This window comes from Vreelandella hamiltonii, from assembly GCF_014651775.1.
Taxonomy (GTDB): domain Bacteria; phylum Pseudomonadota; class Gammaproteobacteria; order Pseudomonadales; family Halomonadaceae; genus Vreelandella; species Vreelandella hamiltonii.
This window is the reverse complement of record NZ_BMXN01000009.1, coordinates 19,247-41,979: the sequence shown is the minus strand read 5'-3', so window position 1 is coordinate 41,979 and position 22,733 is coordinate 19,247. Positions and strand designations below refer to the sequence as shown.

The 22,733-nt window shown below is 62.5% G+C and carries 21 protein-coding genes; 19 read left to right on the top strand and 2 right to left on the bottom strand.

Annotation, left to right across the window (positions count from 1 at the left end):
- Positions 1-9 precede the first annotated feature (9 nt).
- A complete protein-coding gene (locus IE091_RS09635; RefSeq protein ID WP_189463538.1) occupies positions 10-675 on the bottom strand; it encodes a DUF1028 domain-containing protein in 666 nt (221 codons plus the stop codon).
- Positions 676-890: 215 nt separating this feature from the next.
- On the opposite strand from IE091_RS09635, the gene IE091_RS09630 reads away from it, so the two are divergent.
- The gene (locus tag IE091_RS09630) at positions 891-1,733 is read left to right on the top strand and encodes a FadR/GntR family transcriptional regulator (RefSeq protein ID WP_189463537.1); all 843 of its coding nucleotides are present in this window, start codon (positions 891-893) and stop codon (positions 1,731-1,733) included.
- A 46-nt stretch (positions 1,734-1,779) separates the two neighbouring features.
- On the opposite strand, the gene IE091_RS09625 is transcribed toward IE091_RS09630, so the two are convergent.
- A complete protein-coding gene (locus tag IE091_RS09625; RefSeq protein WP_189463536.1) occupies positions 1,780-2,664 on the bottom strand; it encodes a LysR family transcriptional regulator in 885 nt (294 codons plus the stop codon).
- A 169-nt stretch (positions 2,665-2,833) separates the two neighbouring features.
- On the opposite strand from IE091_RS09625, the gene leuC reads away from it, so the two are divergent.
- The 18 genes from leuC (at position 2,834) to IE091_RS09535 (ending at position 22,720) form a co-directional block, all read left to right on the top strand.
- Positions 2,834-4,285 carry a 3-isopropylmalate dehydratase large subunit gene (leuC, locus tag IE091_RS09620; RefSeq protein ID WP_096922860.1) on the top strand — a complete coding sequence of 484 codons (1,452 nt, stop codon included), beginning with the start codon at positions 2,834-2,836 and terminating at the stop codon, positions 4,283-4,285.
- A gap of 3 nt (positions 4,286-4,288) precedes the next feature.
- Positions 4,289-4,936, top strand: a complete 648-nt coding sequence (gene leuD / locus IE091_RS09615; RefSeq protein WP_189463535.1) for a 3-isopropylmalate dehydratase small subunit — start codon at positions 4,289-4,291, stop codon at positions 4,934-4,936.
- Positions 4,937-4,966: 30 nt separating this feature from the next.
- Entirely contained in the window at positions 4,967-6,052 is a 1,086-nt protein-coding gene (gene leuB / locus IE091_RS09610) for a 3-isopropylmalate dehydrogenase (RefSeq protein WP_039179899.1), read from the top strand.
- Positions 6,053-6,212: 160 nt separating this feature from the next.
- Entirely contained in the window at positions 6,213-7,325 is a 1,113-nt protein-coding gene (gene asd / locus IE091_RS09605; RefSeq protein ID WP_039179900.1) for an aspartate-semialdehyde dehydrogenase, read from the top strand.
- A gap of 195 nt (positions 7,326-7,520) precedes the next feature.
- On the top strand, positions 7,521-9,575 hold the full coding sequence (locus IE091_RS09600; RefSeq protein WP_189463534.1) for a FimV/HubP family polar landmark protein: 2,055 nt from the start codon (positions 7,521-7,523) through the stop codon (positions 9,573-9,575).
- A gap of 9 nt (positions 9,576-9,584) precedes the next feature.
- A complete protein-coding gene (gene truA / locus IE091_RS09595; RefSeq protein ID WP_189463533.1) occupies positions 9,585-10,523 on the top strand; it encodes a tRNA pseudouridine(38-40) synthase TruA in 939 nt (312 codons plus the stop codon).
- A complete protein-coding gene (locus tag IE091_RS09590) occupies positions 10,520-11,152 on the top strand; it encodes a phosphoribosylanthranilate isomerase (protein ID WP_189463532.1) in 633 nt (210 codons plus the stop codon). Before truA ends, IE091_RS09590 begins: the two co-directional genes overlap by 4 nt.
- Positions 11,153-11,224: 72 nt before the next feature.
- Positions 11,225-12,463, top strand: coding sequence for a tryptophan synthase subunit beta (gene trpB, locus IE091_RS09585; protein ID WP_189463531.1), 1,239 nt, complete (start codon positions 11,225-11,227; stop codon positions 12,461-12,463).
- An 8-nt stretch (positions 12,464-12,471) separates the two neighbouring features.
- Positions 12,472-13,275 (top strand): tryptophan synthase subunit alpha, encoded by an 804-nt coding sequence (gene trpA, locus IE091_RS09580; RefSeq protein ID WP_189463530.1) that lies wholly within the window; start codon positions 12,472-12,474, stop codon positions 13,273-13,275.
- Between the two features lie 95 nt (positions 13,276-13,370).
- Entirely contained in the window at positions 13,371-14,372 is a 1,002-nt protein-coding gene (gene accD / locus IE091_RS09575; RefSeq protein ID WP_189463529.1) for an acetyl-CoA carboxylase, carboxyltransferase subunit beta, read from the top strand.
- A complete protein-coding gene (gene folC, locus IE091_RS09570) occupies positions 14,365-15,660 on the top strand; it encodes a bifunctional tetrahydrofolate synthase/dihydrofolate synthase (RefSeq protein ID WP_096922866.1) in 1,296 nt (431 codons plus the stop codon). Before accD ends, folC begins: the two co-directional genes overlap by 8 nt.
- Before the next feature lie 17 nt (positions 15,661-15,677).
- Positions 15,678-16,361 (top strand): SPOR domain-containing protein, encoded by a 684-nt coding sequence (locus tag IE091_RS09565; RefSeq protein ID WP_189463528.1) that lies wholly within the window; start codon positions 15,678-15,680, stop codon positions 16,359-16,361.
- Between the two features lie 2 nt (positions 16,362-16,363).
- Entirely contained in the window at positions 16,364-16,912 is a 549-nt protein-coding gene (locus IE091_RS09560) for a CvpA family protein (RefSeq protein ID WP_039179928.1), read from the top strand.
- Between the two features lie 104 nt (positions 16,913-17,016).
- Complete coding sequence (gene purF, locus IE091_RS09555; RefSeq protein WP_096922868.1) at positions 17,017-18,537, top strand: amidophosphoribosyltransferase; 1,521 nt, start codon at positions 17,017-17,019, stop codon at positions 18,535-18,537.
- 90 nt (positions 18,538-18,627) lie between these two features.
- The gene (locus IE091_RS09550) at positions 18,628-19,827 is read left to right on the top strand and encodes an O-succinylhomoserine sulfhydrylase (protein WP_189463527.1); all 1,200 of its coding nucleotides are present in this window, start codon (positions 18,628-18,630) and stop codon (positions 19,825-19,827) included.
- Positions 19,828-20,048: 221 nt separating this feature from the next.
- Positions 20,049-20,624: a cytochrome b gene (locus IE091_RS09545; protein ID WP_189463526.1), complete on the top strand. Its 576-nt coding sequence runs from the start codon at positions 20,049-20,051 to the stop codon at positions 20,622-20,624.
- Positions 20,625-20,694: 70 nt separating this feature from the next.
- The gene (locus tag IE091_RS09540; RefSeq protein WP_016914033.1) at positions 20,695-21,279 is read left to right on the top strand and encodes a YceI family protein; all 585 of its coding nucleotides are present in this window, start codon (positions 20,695-20,697) and stop codon (positions 21,277-21,279) included.
- Between the two features lie 109 nt (positions 21,280-21,388).
- Positions 21,389-22,720, top strand: coding sequence for an MATE family efflux transporter (locus IE091_RS09535; protein WP_189463577.1), 1,332 nt, complete (start codon positions 21,389-21,391; stop codon positions 22,718-22,720).
- Positions 22,721-22,733: the final 13 nt, after the last annotated feature.

The following is a 22,733-nucleotide window of genomic DNA, read 5'->3' as shown; positions in this document are numbered from 1 at the left end:
GCACAAAGGCTAGTGCCGATGGGGATGGCTGGCGGTAGGGAGCCGCTGCAGGAACGTCTGGTATTCCTCGTTATCCTGTACGCGGTGGTAGAGTTTGGCTAGCTCTGTTGCCGCGCTGGGTGCATCATCCACCCGTAAGTCCAGCGGCAAGCCGCCGGGAGCTCGCATCTTGATAGCTGCCGAACGCGTACCGCGCTGGTCTCCACCCGCGCTTTGCGCGGCCAGTAGTGCGGCCAGCAGGGCGTGTGCCAGGCTTTCGGAGTACTGGTGTTGCTGGAATGCATCTACCATGGCCGGGATCACCAGATCGTTGGCCAACATGTTTCCTGCGACCACAAGCCCCGTCGAAAGGTGCATCCCAACCTTGGGGACATTCTGTTCGCCTGTCCAGCCTGCACTTTGGCCATGAATATCCATGATGGCTATCTGTCGCCACGCCTCTCCCAGATCATGATGTCGCAGCTGCGCTATCACTTTTTCGACCTCCATGCCTTGTGCTAACAGTGCGAGGCCTTGTTCGGCCGCCATCACATGCGTACTAAATCCTTGGGTAATGGCGGCGCCGACGCCAGGCAGCAGATGGGGCACAAAACCACCCAAGGCTGGCCCGCCCGTCGCGCAGGCAACGCCCAGGGTGTTGGTATCTGCATCCAGTGCAATTAGGCTGTAGGTCATGGGCATACCTCGTGGCCGCTGAGTGAAAAGGAAGGCAGCAAAGCGCTGGAAACGAAGCATCGTTCATCATCCTGACAGCATAGTCAAAATGTTGATGGGTAGACGTGCGGGGTGGCTTGCGCCTCAGCCAGGTTCTCTACCAACGTCTCCTGTACGCCACTGTTCAAGCCATGGATGATTGTCCTTTCGCGCTTGTTAATTCTTTCAGGAATCGCATGAATCGACCACGCCAGCCTATCAGGCGCAAACGCACCGAAGTCATCGCCGACGCGGTCAAGGAGTACATCGCCCGCCATGGCCTCAAACCTGGCGACCGGTTGCCGCAAGAGTCTGACTTGATTGACGCGCTCCAGGCTTCCAAGGGGACCATCAGAGAAGCCCTGAGAGGGCTTGAAGCACAAGGGCTCATTCAAACGCGTACAGGACCTGGTGGTGGCGCTTTTATCAGCGACGTGAGCGATGACCGCGCCATGGAATTGCTGGGCAATTACTTTTTTTTCAAACCGCCCACCATTCATGATATCTACGAAGCCCGCAAAGCACTCTGGCCCGCGTTGATCACCAGTCTGGAAGGGCAGTTGGACGAGACGGCCTTCGCCCGTTTGGAAGAGACGATTACCTACTATGACCATGCACCTGAGTCATTGGACGAAGAGCGAATACAGCGTATCAAGGAGCTGGAGTTTCATCTCGTGCTGGTGGACTACTGCCCGAATCCGCTGCTTGCCATGATGTGCCGGTTTCCTATTCGCCTTCTTATGAGCCTGACGGTGTGCCAAAAAATCTACGATTTACCCTACCCGGAACTCCGGCAGCGTGGTTATCGCTATCAGCGACGGTTGGTGGACGCACTACGAGCTGCCAACATGGAAGAGGCACGTCGTATTGTCAGCGAGCACATGCAGGCTGCTCAGGAGTTGATGGAGTCGCGTGAGGCAATGCTGGAAAAGGCCTTTTTCAAGGCCAGTAGTGACGCAGGTGAAGGCGCCAATCGTGATTATCTGGCCCTGGTGGATTATGCAAGTCTGCTGAATGATGGTCGCGACAGCCAGAGGTAAGTACACGCCCCCACGCCCTGGCACTGTAAACCTCCCTACCAGGCCATCACGCGCGGGCATTCTCCAGTGCCTCGATCATCCGGCGCGCTGCGTTGGAGAGCGTACGGTTGTGGTGCACCAGATAACCCAGTGGGCGGTGGATGGGGTCGGTATCCACCGGTAGCTCGACCAGTTCGCTGTCGAGCATGCTTTCCGGCAGCAGGCTCCAGCCGAGCCCGACGCTGCACATCATTTTCAGGGTTTCCAGGTAGTTGGTGGACATGCTGACTGGCAGGGTCAGGCCGGCGGCTTGGAAGCGCTGGCCGATCAGGGTGTGGGTGAAGGTCTTGGCGCCGGGCATCACGCAGTTCACCTCGCACAGTTCGGCCAGGCTCAGCGTGGCCTGGGTGCGGCTGCGCTGGGCCAGCGGGTGGTCCTTGGCGCAGACGAAGCAGAGCCGGTCGCGCCAGAGTTCGACCACCTGCAGCTGCTCCACCGGGTGGGGCGCCAGGGTGACGATGGCCATTTCCAGGGTGCCATCCACCACGCCCTGATAGGCAAGCTCGGAGTCCAGGAAGTGCAGGTCGAGGGCCACTTCCGGGTGGCGCTGGGTGTAGAGCTTGAGTAGCGGCGGCAGCCGGTGCAGGCCGATATGGTGGCTGGTGGCCAGGGTGAGCTTGCCGCCCACCTGGCCGGAAAGGTTGGCCAGTGCGCGGCGGCTGTCTTCCACGGTGAACAGGATACGCTGGGCGCGGGGCAGCAGCAGGTTGCCTGCCTCGGTGAGGGTGATTTTCCGCCCGATACGGTCGAAAAGCCGCGTGCCCAGCAGCTCTTCCAGGGTGGCAATGCGTTTACTCACCGCTGGCTGCGTAAGGTGAAGCTGCTCGGCGGCGCGGGAGAAGCTTTGGGTTTGTGCCACGGCGAGAAAGGCTTGCAGGCTTTGGGTATCCACGGCGGCTCCCTGATCATCTATTCCTGTTTGGAATCTAAAGTATGAATAACATGAATTGCTTTTATGTGCGAGTCGGGTAACACTCGGGTCATCGTCCATGACGCCCGCGACAAGAGCGGCCCGTAGAAGCCGCCAACACGACTAGCAGGGCACTGCCCAGGAGAGCCACATGTCAGGTCAAACCCTTTACGACAAACTCTGGAACCAGCACTTGGTCAAGCAGCGCGATGACGGCACGGCGCTGATCTACATCGACCGCCAACTGCTCCACGAAGTGACCTCGCCACAGGCGTTTGAAGGCCTGCGTCTGGCCAACCGCAAGCCCTGGCGCCTGGATGCCAACCTGGCCACCCCCGATCATAACGTGCCCACCACGGTGAAAGAGCGTGCCGAGGGCAACAGCGGCATCAAGGACCCGGTCTCGTTGATTCAGGTGCAGACCCTGGACGACAACTGCCAGGCCTTCGGTATCGAAGAGTTCAAGATCAACGACCCCCGCCAGGGCATCGTGCACGTGGTGGGCCCCGAGCAGGGTGCCACACTGCCCGGCATGACCGTGGTGTGCGGCGACTCGCATACCGCCACCCACGGCGCCTTTGCCGCGCTGGCCCACGGTATCGGCACCTCGGAAGTGGAACACGTGCTGGCTACCCAGTGTTTGCTGGCGCAGAAGATGAAGAACATGCAGGTGCGCGTGGAAGGCGAGCTGGGCCTGGGCGTGACCGCCAAGGACGTGGTGCTGGCCATCATCGGCAAGATTGGTACCGCAGGCGGCACCGGCTATGCCATCGAGTTTGCTGGAAGCGCCATCGAATCGCTCTCCATGGAAGGCCGCATGACCGTGTGCAACATGGCCATCGAAGCGGGTGCCCGAGTGGGGCTGATTGCGGTCGACGACACCACCATCGATTACCTCGCCGAGCGCCCCTTTGCGCCCACCGCCGAGCAGTGGGAAGCCGCCGTGGCCGACTGGCGTCTGCTGGTCTCCGATGCCGATGCCCACTTCGATAAAGTGGTCACCCTGAAGGCCGAAGAGATCGAGCCTCAGGTAAGCTGGGGCACCAGCCCCGAAATGGTCACCGGTATTTCCGGTCAGGTGCCCGACCCCCAGGCCGCCGATGACGAAACCGTCCAGCGCAGCCACTCCCGCGCGCTGGAGTACATGGGCCTGCAGGCCAACCAGAAAATTACCGATATCAAGCTGGACAAGGTGTTCATCGGCTCCTGCACCAACTCGCGTATCGAAGACCTGCGTGAAGCCGCCAAGGTGGCCAAGGGCAACAAGGTAGCCGATACCATCAAGCTGGCCATGGTGGTGCCGGGGTCTGGCCTGGTGAAGCGCCAGGCGGAAGCCGAAGGCCTCGACAAGATCTTCATCGAAGCGGGCTTCGAGTGGCGCGAGCCGGGTTGCTCCATGTGTCTGGCCATGAATGCCGACAAGCTGGGCGCTGGCGAGCACTGCGCCTCGACCTCCAACCGTAACTTCGAAGGTCGTCAGGGGTACGGCGGGCGTACGCACCTGGTGAGCCCGGCCATGGCCGCTGCGGCCGCCATTGCTGGCCACTTCGTCGATGTCCGTACCTTGCCTGCCAACGATGCCACCCACGCCCAGGAGGCCTGAGCCATGAAAAAGTTCGAACGTTTTGAAGGCATCGTCGCGCCACTGGACCGTGCCAATGTCGATACCGATTTGATCATTCCGAAGCAGTTCCTGAAGTCCATCAAGCGGACCGGCTTTGGCGTGAACCTGTTCGATGAGCTGCGCTACCTGGACGAAGGCCAACCCGGTCAGGACTGCTCCCAGCGCCCGCTGAATCCGGATTTCGTGTTGAACCAGCCGCGCTTCAAAGGCGCCGAGGTGCTGCTGGCACGGCGTAACTTTGGCTGCGGCAGCTCCCGCGAGCACGCGCCCTGGGCGCTGGAAGATTTTGGCTTCAAGGTAGTGATTGCCCCCAGCTTTGCCGATATCTTCTACAACAACGCGTTCAAGAACGGCATCCTGCTGGTGACGCTGGCCGAAGAGCAGGTGGATAGCCTGTTTGCCGAGGTGGAGGCCAACGAAGGCTACCAGCTGGACGTCGACCTGGAGCACCAGCGCGTGATCACGCCCAGCGGCGAGATTCTGGAATTCGAGGTCGATGAATTCCGCAAGCACTGCCTGCTGAACGGCCTGGACGATATCGGCATTACCCTGCAAGACGAAGAGGCCATTCGCAGCTTCGAAGCGCAGCATCGTCAGCAGCGCCCGTGGCTGTTCCGTCAGCCCGCGTAAGTCTTCCATTTTTTGTGCTAAGGATTGAGCATGACTCATAAGGTGTTACTGCTGCCCGGTGATGGTATCGGCCCGGAAATTGCCGCCCAGGCGGCGCGTTTGTTGAAAGCCTGCCAGGATGCTGGCCTGGACATCGACGTGGAAGAGGGCCTGGTGGGCGGCTCGGCCTACGACGTACACGGCGAGCCGCTGCCCGCCGAAACGTTGGAAAAAGCCAAGGCTGCCAGCGCGATTCTGCTGGGTGCCGTGGGCGGCCCCAAATGGGACAAGATCGAAGACCTCTCCAAGCGTCCTGAGAAGGGCTTGCTGGGCCTGCGCAAGAACTTGGGCCTGTTTGGCAATCTGCGCCCGGCCATGCTCTATCCGCAGCTGGCCAGCGCTTCCAGCTTGAAGCCCGAGCTGGTGGCCGGGCTGGATATCATGATCGTGCGTGAACTCACCGGCGGCATCTACTTCGGCCAGCCCCGGGGTATCGAAGTGCGCGACGGCGAGCGGGTCGGCTTCAATACCTATATCTACTCTGAAAGCGAAATCGAGCGCATTGGTCGTGTCGCCTTCGAGATGGCCCAGAAGCGCGGCAAGAAGCTTTGCTCGGTGGACAAGGCCAACGTGCTGGAAGTGACGATTCTGTGGCGTGAGGTCATGGAGCGGCTGGCACCGGAATACCCGGATGTAGAGCTGTCGCACATGTACGTGGACAACGCCGCCATGCAGCTGGTGCGTGCACCGAAGCAGTTCGATGTGGTGGTCACCGGCAACATGTTTGGCGACATTCTCTCCGATGCCGCCGCCATGCTGACCGGCTCCATCGGCATGCTGCCTTCTGCATCGCTCAACGAGAGCGGGCAGGGCATGTACGAGCCTTGCCACGGCAGCGCGCCGGACATCGCAGGCCAGAACGTCGCCAACCCGCTAGCCATGATGCTCTCGGTGGCCATGATGCTGCGCTACTCGCTCAATGAGCCCGCCATGGCCGAGCGCATCGAAGCGGCAGTGGGCAGCGTGCTGGACGACGGCCTGCGCACGGCGGATATCGCTTCCGAAGGCACCCGTCGGGTCTCCACGGTGGAGATGGGCGATGCGGTGCTGGCGGCCTTTGCACAACGCTCAGCCTAAGGCTTGCAAAAAGAGCATGGGCAAAAAGAAAGCCTGCTAATGGGTTGATTCGCTTCGACTCATCGCAAAGCAACCAACGTCGGCTGCCCCAAGGGGTGGCCGACGTCGTGTCGGATATTTGTGTATAATACTTATCTCATTCTTGGTTGGAGGACTTCACATGTTGAAAGTCGGTTTCGTGGGATGGCGTGGCATGGTGGGCTCTGTGCTGATGCAGCGCATGCAGGAAGATGGTGATTTCAACGGTATCGAGCCGATCTTTTTCACCACTTCTCAAGTTGGCCAGCCCGGCCCCGACATCGGCGTGGACGTGCCTCCGCTGAAAGATGCGTTTGCACTGGATGACCTGAAAGCGCTGGACGTGATCATTACCTGTCAGGGCGGTGACTACACCAAGAAGGTCTACGGCGACCTGCGCAGCGGCGGTTGGCAAGGCTACTGGATCGATGCCGCCAGCACCCTGCGGATGGAAGACGAAGCCACCATCATCCTCGACCCGGTGAACCGCAAGGTCATCGATGCGCAACTGGCGAAAGGTGCCAAAACCTTCGTGGGCGGCAACTGCACCGTCAGCCTGATGCTGATGGGCCTGGGCGGCCTGTTCGAGGCCGATATGGTCGAGTGGATGACCTCCATGACCTATCAGGCGGCGTCCGGCTCCGGTGCCAAGCACATGCGCGAGCTGCTCAACCAGATGGGCCACCTGCGTGATAGCGTGGCCAGCGAATTGGCCGACCCGGCCAGCGCCATTCTGGATATCGACCGCAAGGTCACTGCGGCCATGCGTGGCGGCGACTTCCCCACGGAAAACTTCACTGCGCCGCTGGCGGGCAGCCTGCTGCCGTGGATCGACACCAAGCTGGAGAGCGGCCAGAGCCGCGAAGAGTGGAAGGGCAGCGTCGAGACCAACAAGATTCTGGGTCTGCAGAACAACCCGATTCCCATCGATGGGCTTTGCGTGCGCATCGGTGCCATGCGTTCCCACAGTCAAGCGTTCACCATCAAGCTGAAGCAGGATGTGCCGCTGGACGAGATCGAAGAGCGCATTGCCAAGCACAATGAGTGGGTTCGCCTGATTCCCAACGACAAGGAAGCCACCGTGGCAGGCCTGACCCCGGCAGCAGCCACGGGCACGCTGCAAGTGCCGGTCGGTCGGCTGCGCAAGCTGAACATGGGCGGTGAATACCTCTCCGCCTTCAGCGTGGGCGACCAGCTGCTGTGGGGGGCCGCCGAGCCGCTCAAGCGCATGCTGAAGATCCTGCGCGAGCAGTAATCCAGCGCGGGTCGTCAGGTAAACCAGTGGGAAGCTGTTCGCAGCTTCCCATTTTTTTGCCTGTCAGGCGTGTCGAGGGTGCATTGGCCCAAGCGGCATGTTAAATACGTTATGATAAAAACGAATTAAGTCATTGTGATGGGTGAACCTCTCGGCACAATGTAACGCAGGGAATCGCAGGCAGTAGGGGCCGTAATGAAAAACAAGCTGGCATGGTTGTCATGGCTGCCGCTAGGTGCGGTAAGCCCGTTGGCGCTGGCCGTGGGGCTAGGGCAGGTGACGGTCAACTCACCGCTGCAGGCACCGCTGAATGCCTCCGCACCCATCGTGGATGTCTCCGAGGCTGCGCTGGGCGATTTACGGGTGGAGGTCGCTGACGAAGCGGCCTTTACCGCCCAGGGGCTGGAGTGGACCCCGCTGGCGGCCAGCGTGCGCGCCGAGATCGAGCGCCTGCCCGGCGGTGCTCGGGTGGTGCTGCGCACCGAGCAGGAGGTGCTGGAGCCCTGGCTGGATCTGCTGTTGACCATCAGCGGCCCCGAGGGGCGTAGCGCCGAGGCGTTCACGCTACTGTTCGACCTGCCGGAGAGCGCCGCCAGTGCGCCGGTGGCGGCACCGGCCAGCAATGTCAGCCTGTCCGCGACGGCTGCACAAGCCCCGCCACAGGCAGTCTCTTCTTCGCCATCGCCATCGCCATCGTCCGCATCCGTGGCCAGTGCGGCCCAGGCGCCTGGCGGAACGGCCTATGTGGCCAGCGGCGATTCATTGTGGGGCGTGGCGGCGCGGGTCAAGCCCGCCGAGGTCAGCGTCCAGCAGATGATGCTGGCCCTGGTCGAAGCCAACCCGTCGGCGTTCCCTTCCGGTAACCCGGATGAACTTCGCGCCGGGCAAACCCTGGTAGTGCCAGGTCGCGAGCAAATCATGGCACGTAGCCCCAGCCAGGCATCCCAGGCGGTGCAGGCCATGCGCCAAACGGCGGCGGCGCCCGCGCCTGCGTCAACCCCTGCGGCGAGCGAACCCGAGGCCACGGCGGCGGCGCCATCGTCAGGCGAGGAGCCGGTGCTGGCCGACGAGGCGCTGGCCGCGAGCGAGCAGTTGCCACAGGGCGCGCCAGAAGGCCTATTGGCCGAGGGTAATGCCGAGGGCGAGACAGAGAGCGAGCTGGCAGGGCTGACCCTCAACGACCTGGCAGAACAGCTGCGCGAAAGCCAGGCCATGCTGCAAACCGTCCTCGAAGAGCGTGATCTGATGCGGGCGGAAATGGCCGCGCTGCGTCAGGAGGTGGCCTCGTTGACGGAGGCGCTACAGGCGTCTCAACAGGAAACCCAGCGTGCCCTGGCCGCCGCAGAAGCCATGGCGGCCAGCGCGGGTCAGGCGGCCGGTGCGCGAGCGTCCGGGCCGGGGGTGATCGCACGGCTGGAGGCCTATCAATGGCCGCTGGCCAGTGCCGCCCTGGCGCTGTTGCTGGGGGCGCTGGTGTGGTCACGCAAACGCCGCGAGCGCCAGTGGGAGGACGTGCCAGCGCCCGCCGCTGCCGTGGAAGTGCCCCCACGGCGCGCCGAGCCAGTCATGGAAAGCACCGGCACCGCTGGCGCGCCTCTGGCGGAGCCGCCCCTTGCCGAGCCACCACCTTTCGATATCCCGAAAGCGCCGCCACAGGTAGCCGAGCGCTATGAGCAGGTGTCTGCTGCTGACGAGCCGGTGACCGACGAGCTTGCTGTCCAAGAGCCTGTTGCTCAAGAGCCTGGTGAGCATAGCCCCTTGGAGGAGCCATCTTCGCAAGCCAGCTCCCCGGAGTGGAGTTCAAGCGAGGAAGAAGTCGAATCCGCTGTCGATGAAGACGAAGCCGCCCTGGAAGCGGCTTTCCTGGACACCCCCGAGCCCGTCGAAGAGCCAGCGCCGCGGCCGCCGCTGGCGCTGGAAGAGCCAATGCTCGTCGAACCGACGCCTGCCGGAGTGAATCAGGCCGCGCCCGACGCTCCGCCGGAACAGGAGGAGGATGCTGCGGAGCCGTCGACGCCCCAGGCGCCTGCGCAACCGGTGCCGGACGATCATCGGGCGCACTATATCGATTATCATCCGCCCTCGCTGCAGGCCAACGAGCCAGACGAGGCCGAGACCTCCTTGTCAGGAAACGCGGACGCTGCGCCGCTGCGCACCCGCTATACCCCTGAAGAGGAGTGGGAAATCGAAGAGGTGGCATTCGAGCCGCGACGTCGGGATAATAGCGACTCTTCCAAATCCTCCAAATGACGTGGCTTGATGACGCTGTTCTACCACTTTGATGAAACACAACCGCTGGCTGGCCGACTGGCCATGGGCGTCGAATATGACGGCACACGTTTTTGTGGCTTTCAGCGCCTGAAGCATGCCGCCTCCGTGCAACAGGCCATCGAAGATGCGCTGGGCAAGGTGGCGGGGGCGCCCGTGCATATCTACGCCAGCGGCCGTACCGATTCCGGTGTGCACGCCACGCGCCAAGTGATTCACTTCGACCCGCCGGTACAGCGCACTGAAAAAGCGTGGATCTTCGGCTCCAATACCAATCTGCCCCGAGACGTGGCGGTGCGTTGGGTGAAGCCGGTATCCGACGATTTTCATTCGCGCCTTGGCGCGCTGGCACGCCGTTACCGCTACATCTTTCTGAATCAGATCAGCCGCCCGGTCATGGAGCGCCACAACGTCACCTGGTGTCGCGACCCGCTGGATGCCGATGCCATGCATCGTGCGGCCCAGGTGCTGGTGGGCGAGCACGATTTCAGCAGCTTCCGCGCGGCGGGCTGCCAGTCGAAATCCCCCTGGCGCCAGATGCACTTCGTCGAAGTGAAGCGTTACGGCCCGCTGGTGGTGATCGATATCCAAGGCAATGCCTTCCTGCATCACATGATCCGTAACATTGCCGGAGCGCTGGCCAGCGTTGGTCGGGGGGCGCAGGACGAAGGGCATATCGCCCGCCTTCTGGCGATGAAGAATCGCCAGAAGGGCGATGTCACGGCGCCTGCCTGCGGCCTGCATTTCGTCGACTCCCTCTACGACGAACGTTTCGAGATTCCCAGGGAGCCGCTGGGGCCCAATCTGCTGGCCTTCACCGGCGAGTGGACCGGCGAGCGGGCGCTGCCGGAGACGCCCAGAGTGGCCGCCCGGCGCCAGCTCACCTTTACCCAGCAAGCCACCCCTGAGCAGCAGGAGAGCGCCTCATGACCGCACCTGGTCGCACGCGTATCAAGTTTTGTGGCTTTACTCGCCACGAGGACGTGGCCCAGGCCGTGGCGCTGGGAGTCGATGCGCTGGGGTTCGTCATGTGGCCCAAGAGCGCGCGGGGTATCGACCCTGATGCGTTGGCGGCGCTGGCAGTACCGGTACCGGCTTTCGTGACGCGGGTAGGGTTGTTCGTCAACCCTGACGTGGCGCTGGTGGAGGCGTGTTTGCCGCACCTGGATCTGATCCAGTTCCACGGTGACGAGCCCGCCGACTTCTGCGCCCAGTTCGATCGCCCCTGGATCAAGGCGCTGCGCATGCGTGACGACCTCGACCTGCATCAGGCAGCGCAGCAGTACGCGGCTGCCCAGGCACTGCTGCTGGACGCCTACCGACCGGGCGTGCCTGGCGGAACCGGAGAAACCTTCGACTGGTCTAGAATCCCCGCAGCCCTGCAAAAACCTGTTATTCTGGCGGGTGGGCTGACGGTCGAGAACATTGCCGCCGCGGTGGCGCAGGTGGCTCCCTATGCGGTTGATGTATCAGGGGGAATCGAAGCCGCCCCAGGCCAAAAGGATGCTCGGCGAATGGCCGACTTCGTGGCTCAGGTCGGGCGGGCCGATCAGCGCTGACGAGGGGCGTGAAACCCTTCTTCCGCCTTTACGTATTCATTCATCTTTGCCTTTCTGGCGATCCTGTGAGGTATGCCTGTGACAGTCTCAGCAACTGAAACCAAGTTCAGCGACCTGACCCGAATGCCGGATGCCCGTGGTCACTTTGGCCCCTATGGCGGCCGGTTCGTGTCGGAAACCCTGAGTTACGCTCTTGAAGAGCTGGAGCAGACCTACTTCAGCCTGCGCGACGACCCGGCCTTTCAGGCGGAGTTCGACCGCGACCTGGCGCACTATGTGGGTCGCCCCTCGCCGCTGTATCACGCCGAGCGCTGGTCCAACTCACTGGGTGGCGCACAAATCTGGTTGAAGCGCGAAGACCTCAACCATACCGGTGCCCACAAGGTGAACAACACCATCGGTCAGGCGCTGCTGGCCAAGAAGACCGGCAAGCCTCGGGTCATCGCTGAAACCGGCGCGGGTCAGCACGGTGTGGCCACGGCCACGGTTGCTGCGCGGCTGGGGCTGGAGTGCGATGTCTACATGGGCGCCGCCGATGTCCAGCGCCAGAAGCTGAACGTGTACCGCATGCGGCTGCTGGGCGCGCGGGTCATTCCGGTGGAGTCCGGCACCCGCACGCTCAAGGACGCCATGAACGAGGCGTTGCGTGACTGGGTCACCAACGTGGACAACACCTTCTACATCATCGGTACCGTGGCCGGGCCGCATCCGTACCCGCTGCTGGTGCGCGATTTCAACGCCGTGGTGGGGCGTGAGGCGCGCCGCCAGTCGCTGGAGCAGATCGGCCGCTTGCCGGATGCGCTGGTAGCATGCGTGGGCGGTGGCTCCAATGCCATTGGCCTGTTCTACCCGTTCGTCGAAGATGACGCCGTGGCCATGTACGGTGTCGAGGCAGGGGGCGACGGGGTGGAAACCGGCCGCCACGCCGCGCCGCTGTCTTCCAATGCACCGCGTGGCGTACTGCACGGCAACCGCACCTACCTGATGTCCGATGAAGCGGGTCAGGTGATGGATACTCACTCCATCTCCGCAGGCCTCGATTATCCTGGCGTTGGCCCCGAGCACGCGCTGTGGAAAGACGCCGGTCGCGTGCAGTATGTGGCCGCCAACGACCAGCAGGTGCTGGAAGCGTTCCGCGAGCTGACCCGCATGGAGGGCATCATGCCTGCGCTGGAGTCTGCCCATGCCTTGGCCCATGCCAAAGTGCTGGCGCCCACCATGCGGCCTGATCAGCATATCGTGGTGAACCTTTCAGGGCGTGGTGACAAGGACATCATTACCGTGGCTAACATCGACGGCATCGAGTTTTAAGGGCTAGCATGAATCGAATCGACCAGCGTTTTTCCGAATTGAAGCAGCAGGGCCGCAAGGCTCTGATCCCTTACATCACCGCCGGGGACCCTGCGCCCCAGTACACGGTAGGCTTCATGCACGCCCTGGTGGATGCCGGGGCCGATGTGATCGAGCTTGGCGTGCCGTTCTCCGACCCGATGGCGGATGGCCCGGTCATCCAGAAGGCCTGCGAGCGGGCTCTGAAGCAGGGCACCCGGCTGGTGGACCTGCTGGACATGGTGGCCGAGTTTCGCCAGACCGATACCCAGACACCCATCGTGCTGATGGGCTACCTGAATCCTATCGAACGCATCGGTTACACGGCCTTTGCCGATAAAGCCGCCAGCGTCGGTGTGGACGGCGTGCTGGTGGTGGACATGCCGCCGGAAGAGGCGGACGAGTTCGGCCCGCTGCTCAAAGCGCGCGGCTTGGCAGCGATTTTCCTGGTTGCGCCTACCACTTCTCATGCCCGTGCCGCTACAATATGCGCCCACGGTGAGGGGTATCTTTACTATGTGTCGCTCAAAGGCGTGACCGGGGCGGCCACATTGAACGCAGCCGATGTCGCTGAACACCTGGCGCCGCTGCGTGACATGACCGATTTGCCGCTGTGCGTTGGGTTCGGCATTCGCGATGGGGTGACGGCCGCCGAGGTGGCGAAAGTCGCCGATGGCGTGATCGTCGGCAGCGCGCTGGTCAACCGCATTGCGGACAGCGTGGAGGCCCCTGAAACCATCGCCGGACAGTTGAAGAGCGTGTTGGCTGAAATGCGGACCGCCATGGATGCCTGAGTGCATCCTCTCATCGTCTACACTGAATCTTGAATTGACGACACTCATCAAGCTTGGCTTGGCCAAGCGTTGACGTATACGGAAGCCTTTTTGATATGAGCTGGTTAGACAAGATCGTGCCCTCCATGGGGCGTATCCAGCGGAAGGACCGTCGTGCCAGCGTGCCCGATGGCCTCTGGCGTAAATGTCCCAAATGCGAGGCGGTGCTGTACCTGCCGGAGCTGGAAAAGCACCACAGCGTCTGTCCCAAGTGTGACCATCACTTGCGTCTGACCGCCCGCAAGCGCCTTGACTGGTTCCTGGACAAGCAGGGGCGCGAAGAGGTGGGGGCCGAGATCGAGCCCAATGACCGCCTCAAGTTCCGCGACTCCAAGAAGTACAAGGACCGCCTGACGGCTGCCCAGAAAGAGACCGGTGAAAAAGACGCGCTGGTTGCCATGCGTGGCGAGCTGGATGGCCTGCCGGTCGTGGCCGTGGCCTTCGAGTTCACCTTCATGGGCGGCTCCATGGGTGCCGTGGTCGGCGAAAAGTTCGTGCGCGCGGCCACCATTGCGCTGGACGAGGGTATTCCGCTGATCTGCTTTGCTGCCTCGGGTGGCGCGCGGATGCAGGAAGCGCTGTTCTCGCTGATGCAGATGGCCAAGACCTCGGCAGCACTGGAGAAGCTCAAGCAGGCGGGCGTCCCCTATATTTCCGTGCTGACCGACCCGGTGTTTGGTGGCGTTTCCGCGTCGCTGGCCATGCTGGGTGACCTGAACATTGCCGAACCCAACGCACTGATCGGTTTTGCAGGCCCTCGTGTCATCGAACAGACCGTGCGCGAAACGCTGCCGGAAGGTTTCCAGCGCAGCGAGTTTCTGCTCGAACACGGCACGGTCGACATGATCGTACATCGTCATGACATGCGTGCGCGTGTCGGTGGTGTGCTGCGCAAGCTGACCCATCAGAACCCACTGCACGTCAGTGGTGAGCCGGAAGTCGATGCCGAGATCGCGGAGCCAGTGGTGGATGAAGCAGCTCTGGCCGATGCCGTAGAAAGCAGCGCTCAGGCAGAGCCTGCCAAGCCTGCGAGCGATGACGCGTCGCGCAATGCCTAGCACGTTAGCCGAATGGCTGAATCATCTTGAGACGCTGCATCCGGTAGGCATCGACATGGGCCTGGAGCGGGTGTCGCAGGTGGCCCGGCGCATGGGGCTGCTGGACCGTCCCCTGGCCCGCCAGGTGATTACCGTGGCAGGCACCAATGGCAAGGGCTCGACCCTTGCCATGATCGATGCGGTGGCGCGGGCGCATGGCCTGCGCACCGGTACCTACACGTCTCCTCATCTGCTGCGCTATAACGAGCGTGTCACGCTGGAAGGGCGCGAAGCCAGTGACCAAACCCTGGTCGAAGGCTTCATTCAGGTTGAGGATGCTCGCCTGGAAGCGCCCGCCATCAGTCTGACCTACTTCGAGGCGGGCACTCTGTGTGCGCTCTGGTGTCTGGCCAATGCCGAGCTGGATCTGGCGGTATTGGAGGTAGGGCTGGGCGGGCGGCTGGATGCCGTCAACATCATCGATGCCGATGTGGCCATCGTGACCACCATCGCGCTGGATCATGCCAATTTCCTGGGAACCGATCTGGCTCAGATCGGCCGCGAAAAAGCAGGTATCTTTCGCCCCCTGAAACCCGCCGTGCTGGGAAGCTTGACGCTGCCCACGAGCGTGCTGGACACGGCCATTGCCGTGGCTGCGCCCAGCTACGTGCTGGGCGTGGGTTTCAGCCATAGCGCGGGTGACGAGCCGCCAGGAACTCCTTGGTGCTGGCATGGGCTCAACCGTGAAGGGGATACTCTTTCTCTTGACGCGCTGCCCGACCCAGGCTTGCCCATCGACAATGCGGCGACGGCGCTGCAGGCGCTGGCGCTGGCAGGCGTGCCGTTGAAGGTGCGGCCGGTCAGTGAAGCGCTGGCCACGGTGACGCTGCCGGGGCGCATGCAGTGGAGCGGGCAGTGGTGCCTGGACGTTGGGCATAATCCGCATGCGGCCAGCTATCTGGCGCGCAGGCTTCCCGCCCCGCCTGCCGGTGGTCGCCAGTGGGGGCTGCTTGGCATGCTCAATGACAAGGATGCCGACGGTGTGATCGAGGCATTGTTGCCGCGTATCCGTGACTGGGTCTGCGTCAGCCTGGAAGGCGAACGTGGCCGCTTGGCCAGCGAGCTTGCCGAGCGTATTACGTCGCTGGGTGGGCGCGTGTATCATTGCGCCGATTCTCCGCAGGCCGGGGCAGAGTGGCTGGCTCGACGGCTGACGCCAGAGGATCGGGTATTGGCAACGGGGTCATTCTTTACCGTGGCAGCGCTACTGGCGATGTCACTGCCTCAAGCATCGCCGCAGGCACGTTAAGCTGGAGGGAGAGGGATATGAAATACGGTAAAACGGAACGCATTAGCGGTCTCGTGATTCTGCTGGCCGTGCTGGCGATCATCGTGCCGTGGTTGATGAGTGACCCGGCTCCCCGGGAGGAGCGTCCGCAGCCCACCTTCGTGATCGAACAGCCGGTGAGCGTGGTGCGTCAGGACGTTCCTGTGCCCGAGATGCCTGCTTCCATCAACGCGCCGTCTCCCCTCGAGCCGCTGGAGAATGCCGAGGTAGTGGACGAGCCCATCGAGGTCGTGCCGCTGGAACCGCAGACCGAGGCCGTTGCCAGTGCGCCCGCTGAGACGCCTCCGCCAGCGGCACCCGCCGAAGCGCCGCGCAGCGAACCGACGCCCGCTCCCGCCAATGACCCGATTGCCGAGCTGGTGGCCGCTAACCAGAACCGTGGCAGCAGTGGCAGCGGCAGCAGCAATGGTTCTGCTCCCCAGGCTCAGCAGCAGGGCGAGTGGGCCGTTCAGGTAGGCAGTTTTGGCGATGCCGCCAATGCCCAGCGCATCAGCGACCAACTCACCAATCAGGGTTTCCGCGTTTTCCAGCGCCCGCGTGACAACAACCTCACCACCGTGCTGGTGGGCCCGTACGGCTCTTCGGAAGATGGCGAGGCGGCGTTGGCGCTGGTGAAAGAGCGCGCCAATGTTCAAGGCCTTCTGGTGCGGGTAAGAGACTGATCATGGCGCTGACATGGATTGATGCCGTTTTTCTGGCCGTGCTGGCGCTATCGATGCTGGCAGGCTTCGTACGGGGCTTCGTGCGAGAATCACTAGGGCTGGCTGCCTGGGTCGTCGCGCTGATGGTGGCGCGGGTGCTGGCCGAGCCGGTGGCGGAGCTGATGGCCGGCTTCATCGAGAGTTTCGATGCTCGCCTGGTGCTGGCCTTTGCGCTGGTCATCTTTGCGGTGATTCTGCTGTGCGGCATCGTGATACGCATCGTTCACGCCGCCGTGGAGTGGGTGGGCATGGGGCTGTTGAACCGCTTTGCGGGCGCTGCGTTCGGGCTGGCCCGTGGCGCGGTCATCCTGCTGGTGGTGACCGTGCTGATCACCTTGACACCGTTGGCAGACCTTCAGGCATGGCAGGAAGCCTCGCTGCGCCCCACCTTCATCGAGTTGCGGGACTGGGCCGTGAGCCAACTGGACCAGTGGGAGCGTGAGCTGCCGACGCCACCGGCGTCGCTGCGCGATGTCTCGCTCCCCGAATTGCGCGTACCCGTTCAGCAGTAGCCGAGCGGTGGATGTCGTGCCGCTGTCTGGCAGCGGCACGAGTAAGTTTGATGATCATACGGGTTTGCACCAGCAAGCCGTGGTTTTAAAGCGAGGTAACTGGAATGTGCGGTATAGTGGGCCTTCTGGCCAAGCAGGCGGTAAATCAGGGAATCTACGATGCCCTGACCGTACTTCAGCATCGGGGCCAGGACGCTGCCGGCATGATGACCTGGAGCGAGGGACGCTTCCTACTGCGCAAGAGTAACGGCCTGGTCCGTGACGTTTTCCATACTCGCCACATGGCGCGCCTGAAAGGCAACCTGGGCATTGGTCACGTGCGCTACCCCACGGCAGGCTCCTCCAGTGAGGCCGAGTCTCAGCCGTTCTACGTCAACTCCCCCTACGGCATCGCGCTGGCCCACAACGGCAACCTGACCAACTCAGAGCAGTTGAAGCAGGAACTGTTCTCCACGGACCTGCGCCATATCAATACCAGCTCCGACTCGGAAGTGCTGCTCAACGTCTTCGCCCACGAGCTGGGCAAGCAAGGACTTCACCTGGAAGCCGAGGACATCTTCGATGCGGTGCGTCGCGTGCATCGTCGCTGCAAGGGTGGCTATGCGGCCGTGGCGATCATCAACGGGTTCGGTATGGTCGCCTTCCGTGACCCCCACGGCATTCGCCCGGTGGTGTTCGGAACGCGCCAGGACCCCAACGGCCAGGAAGTGATGATCGCTTCCGAGTCGGTGGCGCTGGACGTGGGTGGTTTCGAGCTGGCGCGTGACCTGGCGCCGGGCGAGGCTATCTTCGTCGACATGCAGGGTCAGATTCACACCCAGGTCTGTGCCGACCGCCCCGAACTGCGTCCGTGTATCTTCGAGCACGTCTATCTGGCGCGCCCCGACTCCATCCTCGATGGCGCTTATGTCTACGGCACGCGCATGCAGATGGGTCGCAAGCTGGGCGACCGTATCATGAACGAGTGGCCCGACCACGATATCGATGTGGTCATCCCGATCCCGGACACCTCACGTACTTCGGCACTGGAGATGGCCCAGCACCTTGGCGTCACCTACCGCGAAGGCTTCATGAAGAACCGCTACATTGGCCGTACCTTCATCATGCCCGGGCAGACCCAGCGCAAGAAATCGGTGCGTCAGAAGCTGAATGCCATCGATGTCGAGTTCAAGGGCAAGAACGTACTGCTGGTGGATGACTCCATCGTGCGCGGCACCACCTGCAAGCAGATCATCCAGATGGCCCGGGATGCCGGTGCCCGCAAGGTCTATTTCGCCTCGGCGGCGCCCCCGGTGCGTTACCCCAACGTTTACGGCATCGACATGCCCGCGGCCACCGAGCTGATTGCCCATGGCCGTACGGAAGATGAAGTGGGTCAGCTGATCGGCGCCGACCGCATTTTCTATCAGGACCTCGAAGACCTGAAGAGCGCCTGTCGCGAGGTCAACCCCGAGATGGAAGCCTTCGATTGCTCGGTGTTCGATGGCAACTACGTCACCGGCGATATCGACGAGGCCTACCTGGCGGTACTGGAAGCTAGCCGTAACGATGCGGCCAAGGACAACAGCGCGGGTGACCATGCGCTGGTTGACATGCACAATCAGGACGATGACCTGGACGACTGAACGCGCATGCGCTGGCAATTTTCCTCAGGGGGAGTTGCCGGGGGAGTGGACGTTTTGGAAGCTGGACGTTTTGGAAAAGAGGGCGCTGCCATGCACGATGATCATCACCAGGAGGAGTGGTCGCTCGAAACGCTCGCCATTCGCGCGGGGCACCACCGCACGTTTGAGCAGGAGCATGCCGAGCCGATTTTTCCCACCTCGAGCTTTGTTTACGAGAGTGCTGCCGAAGCTGCCCGCAAGTTCGGTGGTCAAGAGCCGGGTAACGTCTATTCGCGCTTCACCAATCCAACGGTACATACCTTCGAGCGCCGACTGGCGGCCCTGGAAGGCGGTGAGCGCTGCGTCGCCACCAGCTCTGGCATGGCCGCCATTCTTTCCACTGCCCTGGCACTGCTGTCGGCGGGGGATGAGATCGTCGCCTCGCGTTCGCTGTTTGGCTCTACGGTCAGCCTGTTCGACAAGTATCTGGGCAAGTTTGGCATTACCACGCGCTATGTGGAGCTTTCCAATCTGGCAGCCTGGGAAGCCGCGGTGACGCCCGCAACTCGGCTGATGTTTGCAGAAACGCCGTCCAATCCGCTTTCCGAAGTGGCCGATATTCCGGCCCTGGCAGCGTTGGCGAAGCGCAGCGGGGCCTTGCTGGCCATCGATAACTGTTTCCTTACGCCTGCCCTGCAACAGCCGCTGGCACTGGGGGCCGATCTGGTGATCCACTCGGCCACCAAATACCTGGATGGCCAAGGGCGCGCCGTGGGCGGAGCGGTGGTGGGGCGTCATGACCTGCTGGAAGAGGTGTTTGGCGTCGTGCGGACCTGCGGCCCCTGCCTGAGTCCGTTCAACGCGTGGATCTTCACCAAGGGGCTCGAGACCCTGTCGCTGCGCATGAAGGCCCACTGCGAGAACGCCTTGAGCCTGGCCCGCTGGCTCGACCAGCACCCCGCCGTCAATCGGGTGTATTACAGCGGCCTGGAAGCGCACCCGCAGCATGCGTTGGCCAAGCGCCAGCAGCAGGGTTTTGGTGCCGTGCTGGGATTCGAGGTGCTGGGTGGGCAAGAGGGCGCCTGGCAGGTGATCGACGCCACGCGCATGCTGTCGATTACCGGCAATCTGGGCGATGTCAAAACCACCATCACTCACCCGGCCACCACGACCCACGGGCGCCTTTCCGATGAGCAAAAAGCCGCCGCAGGGATTGCGCCGGGGCTGATTCGGGTAGCCGTCGGGCTTGAAAGTCAGGCGGATATCCAGCGTGACCTGGCCCGTGGCCTGGATGCGCTGGCTGCTCGTTGAAGTACGATGTTGTGACGACTGACCGGCCGAGAGGCCGGTTTTTTATTGGCGAAACACGCCGACGTTTCATAAAGTGACACGGTACGGGCACGATGAAACGGTTTTTCCGAACGGTGCGTTCTGCTTTTTTCAGCAGTGTTTTGTCATGCGAAAGGTTATGATTTTCATAGCAAGTGAAGCATGCTGTGGGGCAGCGTGCAGCCGTCAATGGGGAATCAAGGATGTGGCGTAATACACGCAGTGGCTGGGGGGTTATCAGTATCGCGTTTCACTGGCTGAGCGCTTTGACCATCATTGGGTTGTTCGCGTTAGGCTGGTGGATGACCGGGTTGGGTTATTACGACCCTTGGTACAATCAGGCTCCCTGGATACACCGCTCGGTGGGCGTGCTACTGCTGCTGGCCACCTTTGGTCGATTGGCTTGGCGTTTCATGCAGCCGACCCCCGCGGCCGAGGGAGGGCGATTCGAGCGTCTGGCGGCTCACCTTGGCCACATCGCACTTTACGTTTTGATGCTGACGGTACTGTTCAGTGGCTACCTGATTTCGACCGCCAACGGCCGTTCCATCAGTGTGTTTGGCTGGTTCGATGCCCCTGCCATCCTGCATGGCCTGCCCAATCAGGCCAGCGTGGCGGGCGACATACACTGGTACAGCGCGTGGGCGCTCATGGTATTGGCAGGTGGGCATGCGTTGGCGGCATTGGTGCATCATTGGCGCTGGCGGCACGACACGCTGCGCCGCATGGTCAACCCGCGCCATGCGCAGCCAAAGCCCCATGCCCAGCCAAAGATTTGAACCCCTGTTCTACTCACCGCGGACTCATGATGGATCCGCAGTTTTGACCAAGGAAAGCGAGGAGATAGCAATGTTGAAGAAGACAGCGATTGCCACGGCACTGGCCGCAGCGGCTCTGGTTCCCTTGAGCCAGGCTCAGGCGGCTGATTATCAGATCGATATCGAAGGCCAGCACGCATTCGTGCAGTTCAAGATCAACCATCTGGGCTTCTCTTACATTCTGGGCAGCTTCGAGACCTTCGATGGCCAGTTCCACTACGATGCCGACGACCTGGATGCGTCTTCCGTCTCCATGGAAGTGCAGGTCAACAGCCTGACCACCAACCATGCCGAGCGTGACCGTCATATTCTGAGCGCTGACTTCCTCAACGCCAGCGAATTCCCCACGGCGACCTTCACATCCACTGGTTTCGAAGCCACGGGTGACAACGAAGGCGTGGTGACCGGCGAGCTGACGCTGCACGGCGAAACTCAGGAAATCGAAATGCCGGTGACCCTGATGGGCGAAGGTGAAGACCCTTGGGGTAACTACCGCGCTGGTTTCGAAGGCAGCACCATGCTGACGCTGAGTGATTTCGGCATCGACATGAGCGACTTCCCGGAGGCCATGCACGAGCTGGAGCTGTACGTCACCTTCGAAGGCATCCGCCAGTAAGCGATGACTGATCAGAACGCTGCCACCTTCACGGGTGGTGGCGTTTTTTGCGTTTTAAAGCCCCCGTAAATCGAGCAATACACCAAGGAGGCCGCCGTTGGCAGCCGCTATGCAACAACGTGAGTTGGCTATCACCCTGTGGCGTCAAACCTGGCCCATGGCCATTGGTGTTCTGGCGCTGCTCGGGTTTCAACTGGTCGACAGCGCCTTCATCGCGCGGCTGGGCACGGCCCCGCTGGCCGCGCAGTCGTTCACTTTTCCGCTGTCGTTTTTGATCGTTGGTATTCAGGTGGGGATGGGCATCGCCATTGCGGCGCTCATCTCCCGAGCCTTGGGGGCCGGTGAGCAAGCCAGAGCCAGGCGCTTGAGCAGCCTGGTGCTGTTGGCGGGTGGTGCGGTCATCGGTGTGCTGGCCGTCGTGCTTTGGGCGTTGCAGGAGCCCTTGTTCAGCCTGCTGGGGGCCGACCAGCGTGCGCTAGGGCACATTCGAGCCTACTGGGCGCCGCAGCTGTTCGCCGCCTGGTTGGGCGCCTTGCTTTACTTCATCTACAGCGTGTTTCGCGCCCACGGCGATACTCGGTTACCTGGCAAGATGATGGTGGTCAGCAGCCTGGTGAACCTGGTGCTGGACCCGCTGTTCATTTTTGGCCTAGGCCCCTGGGAGGGATGGGGGTTACCGGGTGCTGCCTGGGCCACGGCCATCGCCTTTGCCGTGGGCTTGTGGTTTACCTGCCGCAAGCTCTATCGGCGTGACTGGGCGACCTCGGTGGCGCTGTGGCCAGAGATCAAACGCTCCTGGCGGCCTTTCACCGGCATTGCCGCGCCAGCCATGGTCAGCCAGCTGATGCCGCCGCTGGCCGCCATGCTGGCGATTGCGGCGGTGGCGGGGCTGGGGGATACCCAAGTCGCGGCCTGGGGGTTGGCCAGCCGATTGGAAACCCTTTCGCTAATGGTGATTCTTGCCATGACCATGTCGCTGCCCCCCTGGTTGGGGCGCTGCTATGGGGCTGGAGACTGGGAGCAGATTCATCGTCTCATGCGCCTGGCGCTGACCGTGGCCGTGGCCTGGCAGTTGGCGTTGGGCGTGTTGTTGGCGCTGGCGTCACCCTGGGTGGCCATGGCGCTGGCCGGTAATCCGGAAGTGCAGAGCGAGCTGGCGCTGCTGATACGTTTTCTACTGCCCAGCTATGCGGCGCTGGGCGTGTGCATGCTGGTGGTCTCGGCGGGCAATGCGCTGGGCTGGCCGCTGCGGGCCATGCTGCTCTCCAGTGCGCGGCTGTTCGTGTGCTACCTGCCGTGCCTTTGGGTGGGGGCGCAGCTGTTTGGCTGGACGGGGCTGGCTGCGGGTGCCGCTGTGGGGAATGTGCTGGCAGGCCTGATGGCTTGGGGAGCGCTGCGGCAGATTCTCTCCCGCCCGCATCGGCGGGCGGGAGTGTCATGACCCCACGACAGGT

Bases quoted from the DNA above. Each gene is read 5' to 3' on its own strand.
- IE091_RS09540 (WP_016914033.1), top strand. From the start codon at position 20,695: ATGTTGAAGAAGACAGCGATTGCCACGGCACTGGCCGCAGCGGCTCTG.
- leuC (WP_096922860.1), top strand. From the start codon at position 2,834: ATGTCAGGTCAAACCCTTTACGACAAACTCTGGAACCAGCACTTGGTC.
- leuD (WP_189463535.1), top strand. From the start codon at position 4,289: ATGAAAAAGTTCGAACGTTTTGAAGGCATCGTCGCGCCACTGGACCGT.
- IE091_RS09565 (WP_189463528.1), top strand. From the start codon at position 15,678: ATGAAATACGGTAAAACGGAACGCATTAGCGGTCTCGTGATTCTGCTG.
- trpA (WP_189463530.1), top strand. From the start codon at position 12,472: ATGAATCGAATCGACCAGCGTTTTTCCGAATTGAAGCAGCAGGGCCGC.
- IE091_RS09560 (WP_039179928.1), top strand. From the start codon at position 16,364: ATGGCGCTGACATGGATTGATGCCGTTTTTCTGGCCGTGCTGGCGCTA.
- IE091_RS09630 (WP_189463537.1), top strand. From the start codon at position 891: ATGAATCGACCACGCCAGCCTATCAGGCGCAAACGCACCGAAGTCATC.
- asd (WP_039179900.1), top strand. From the start codon at position 6,213: ATGTTGAAAGTCGGTTTCGTGGGATGGCGTGGCATGGTGGGCTCTGTG.
- IE091_RS09590 (WP_189463532.1), top strand. From the start codon at position 10,520: ATGACCGCACCTGGTCGCACGCGTATCAAGTTTTGTGGCTTTACTCGC.
- folC (WP_096922866.1), top strand. From the start codon at position 14,365: ATGCCTAGCACGTTAGCCGAATGGCTGAATCATCTTGAGACGCTGCAT.
- IE091_RS09550 (WP_189463527.1), top strand. From the start codon at position 18,628: ATGCACGATGATCATCACCAGGAGGAGTGGTCGCTCGAAACGCTCGCC.
- purF (WP_096922868.1), top strand. From the start codon at position 17,017: ATGTGCGGTATAGTGGGCCTTCTGGCCAAGCAGGCGGTAAATCAGGGA.
- leuB (WP_039179899.1), top strand. From the start codon at position 4,967: ATGACTCATAAGGTGTTACTGCTGCCCGGTGATGGTATCGGCCCGGAA.
- IE091_RS09600 (WP_189463534.1), top strand. From the start codon at position 7,521: ATGAAAAACAAGCTGGCATGGTTGTCATGGCTGCCGCTAGGTGCGGTA.
- trpB (WP_189463531.1), top strand. From the start codon at position 11,225: ATGCCTGTGACAGTCTCAGCAACTGAAACCAAGTTCAGCGACCTGACC.
- accD (WP_189463529.1), top strand. From the start codon at position 13,371: ATGAGCTGGTTAGACAAGATCGTGCCCTCCATGGGGCGTATCCAGCGG.
- truA (WP_189463533.1), top strand. From the start codon at position 9,585: ATGACGCTGTTCTACCACTTTGATGAAACACAACCGCTGGCTGGCCGA.
- IE091_RS09545 (WP_189463526.1), top strand. From the start codon at position 20,049: ATGTGGCGTAATACACGCAGTGGCTGGGGGGTTATCAGTATCGCGTTT.
- IE091_RS09635 (WP_189463538.1), bottom strand. From the start codon at position 675: ATGACCTACAGCCTAATTGCACTGGATGCAGATACCAACACCCTGGGC.
- IE091_RS09535 (WP_189463577.1), top strand. From the start codon at position 21,389: ATGCAACAACGTGAGTTGGCTATCACCCTGTGGCGTCAAACCTGGCCC.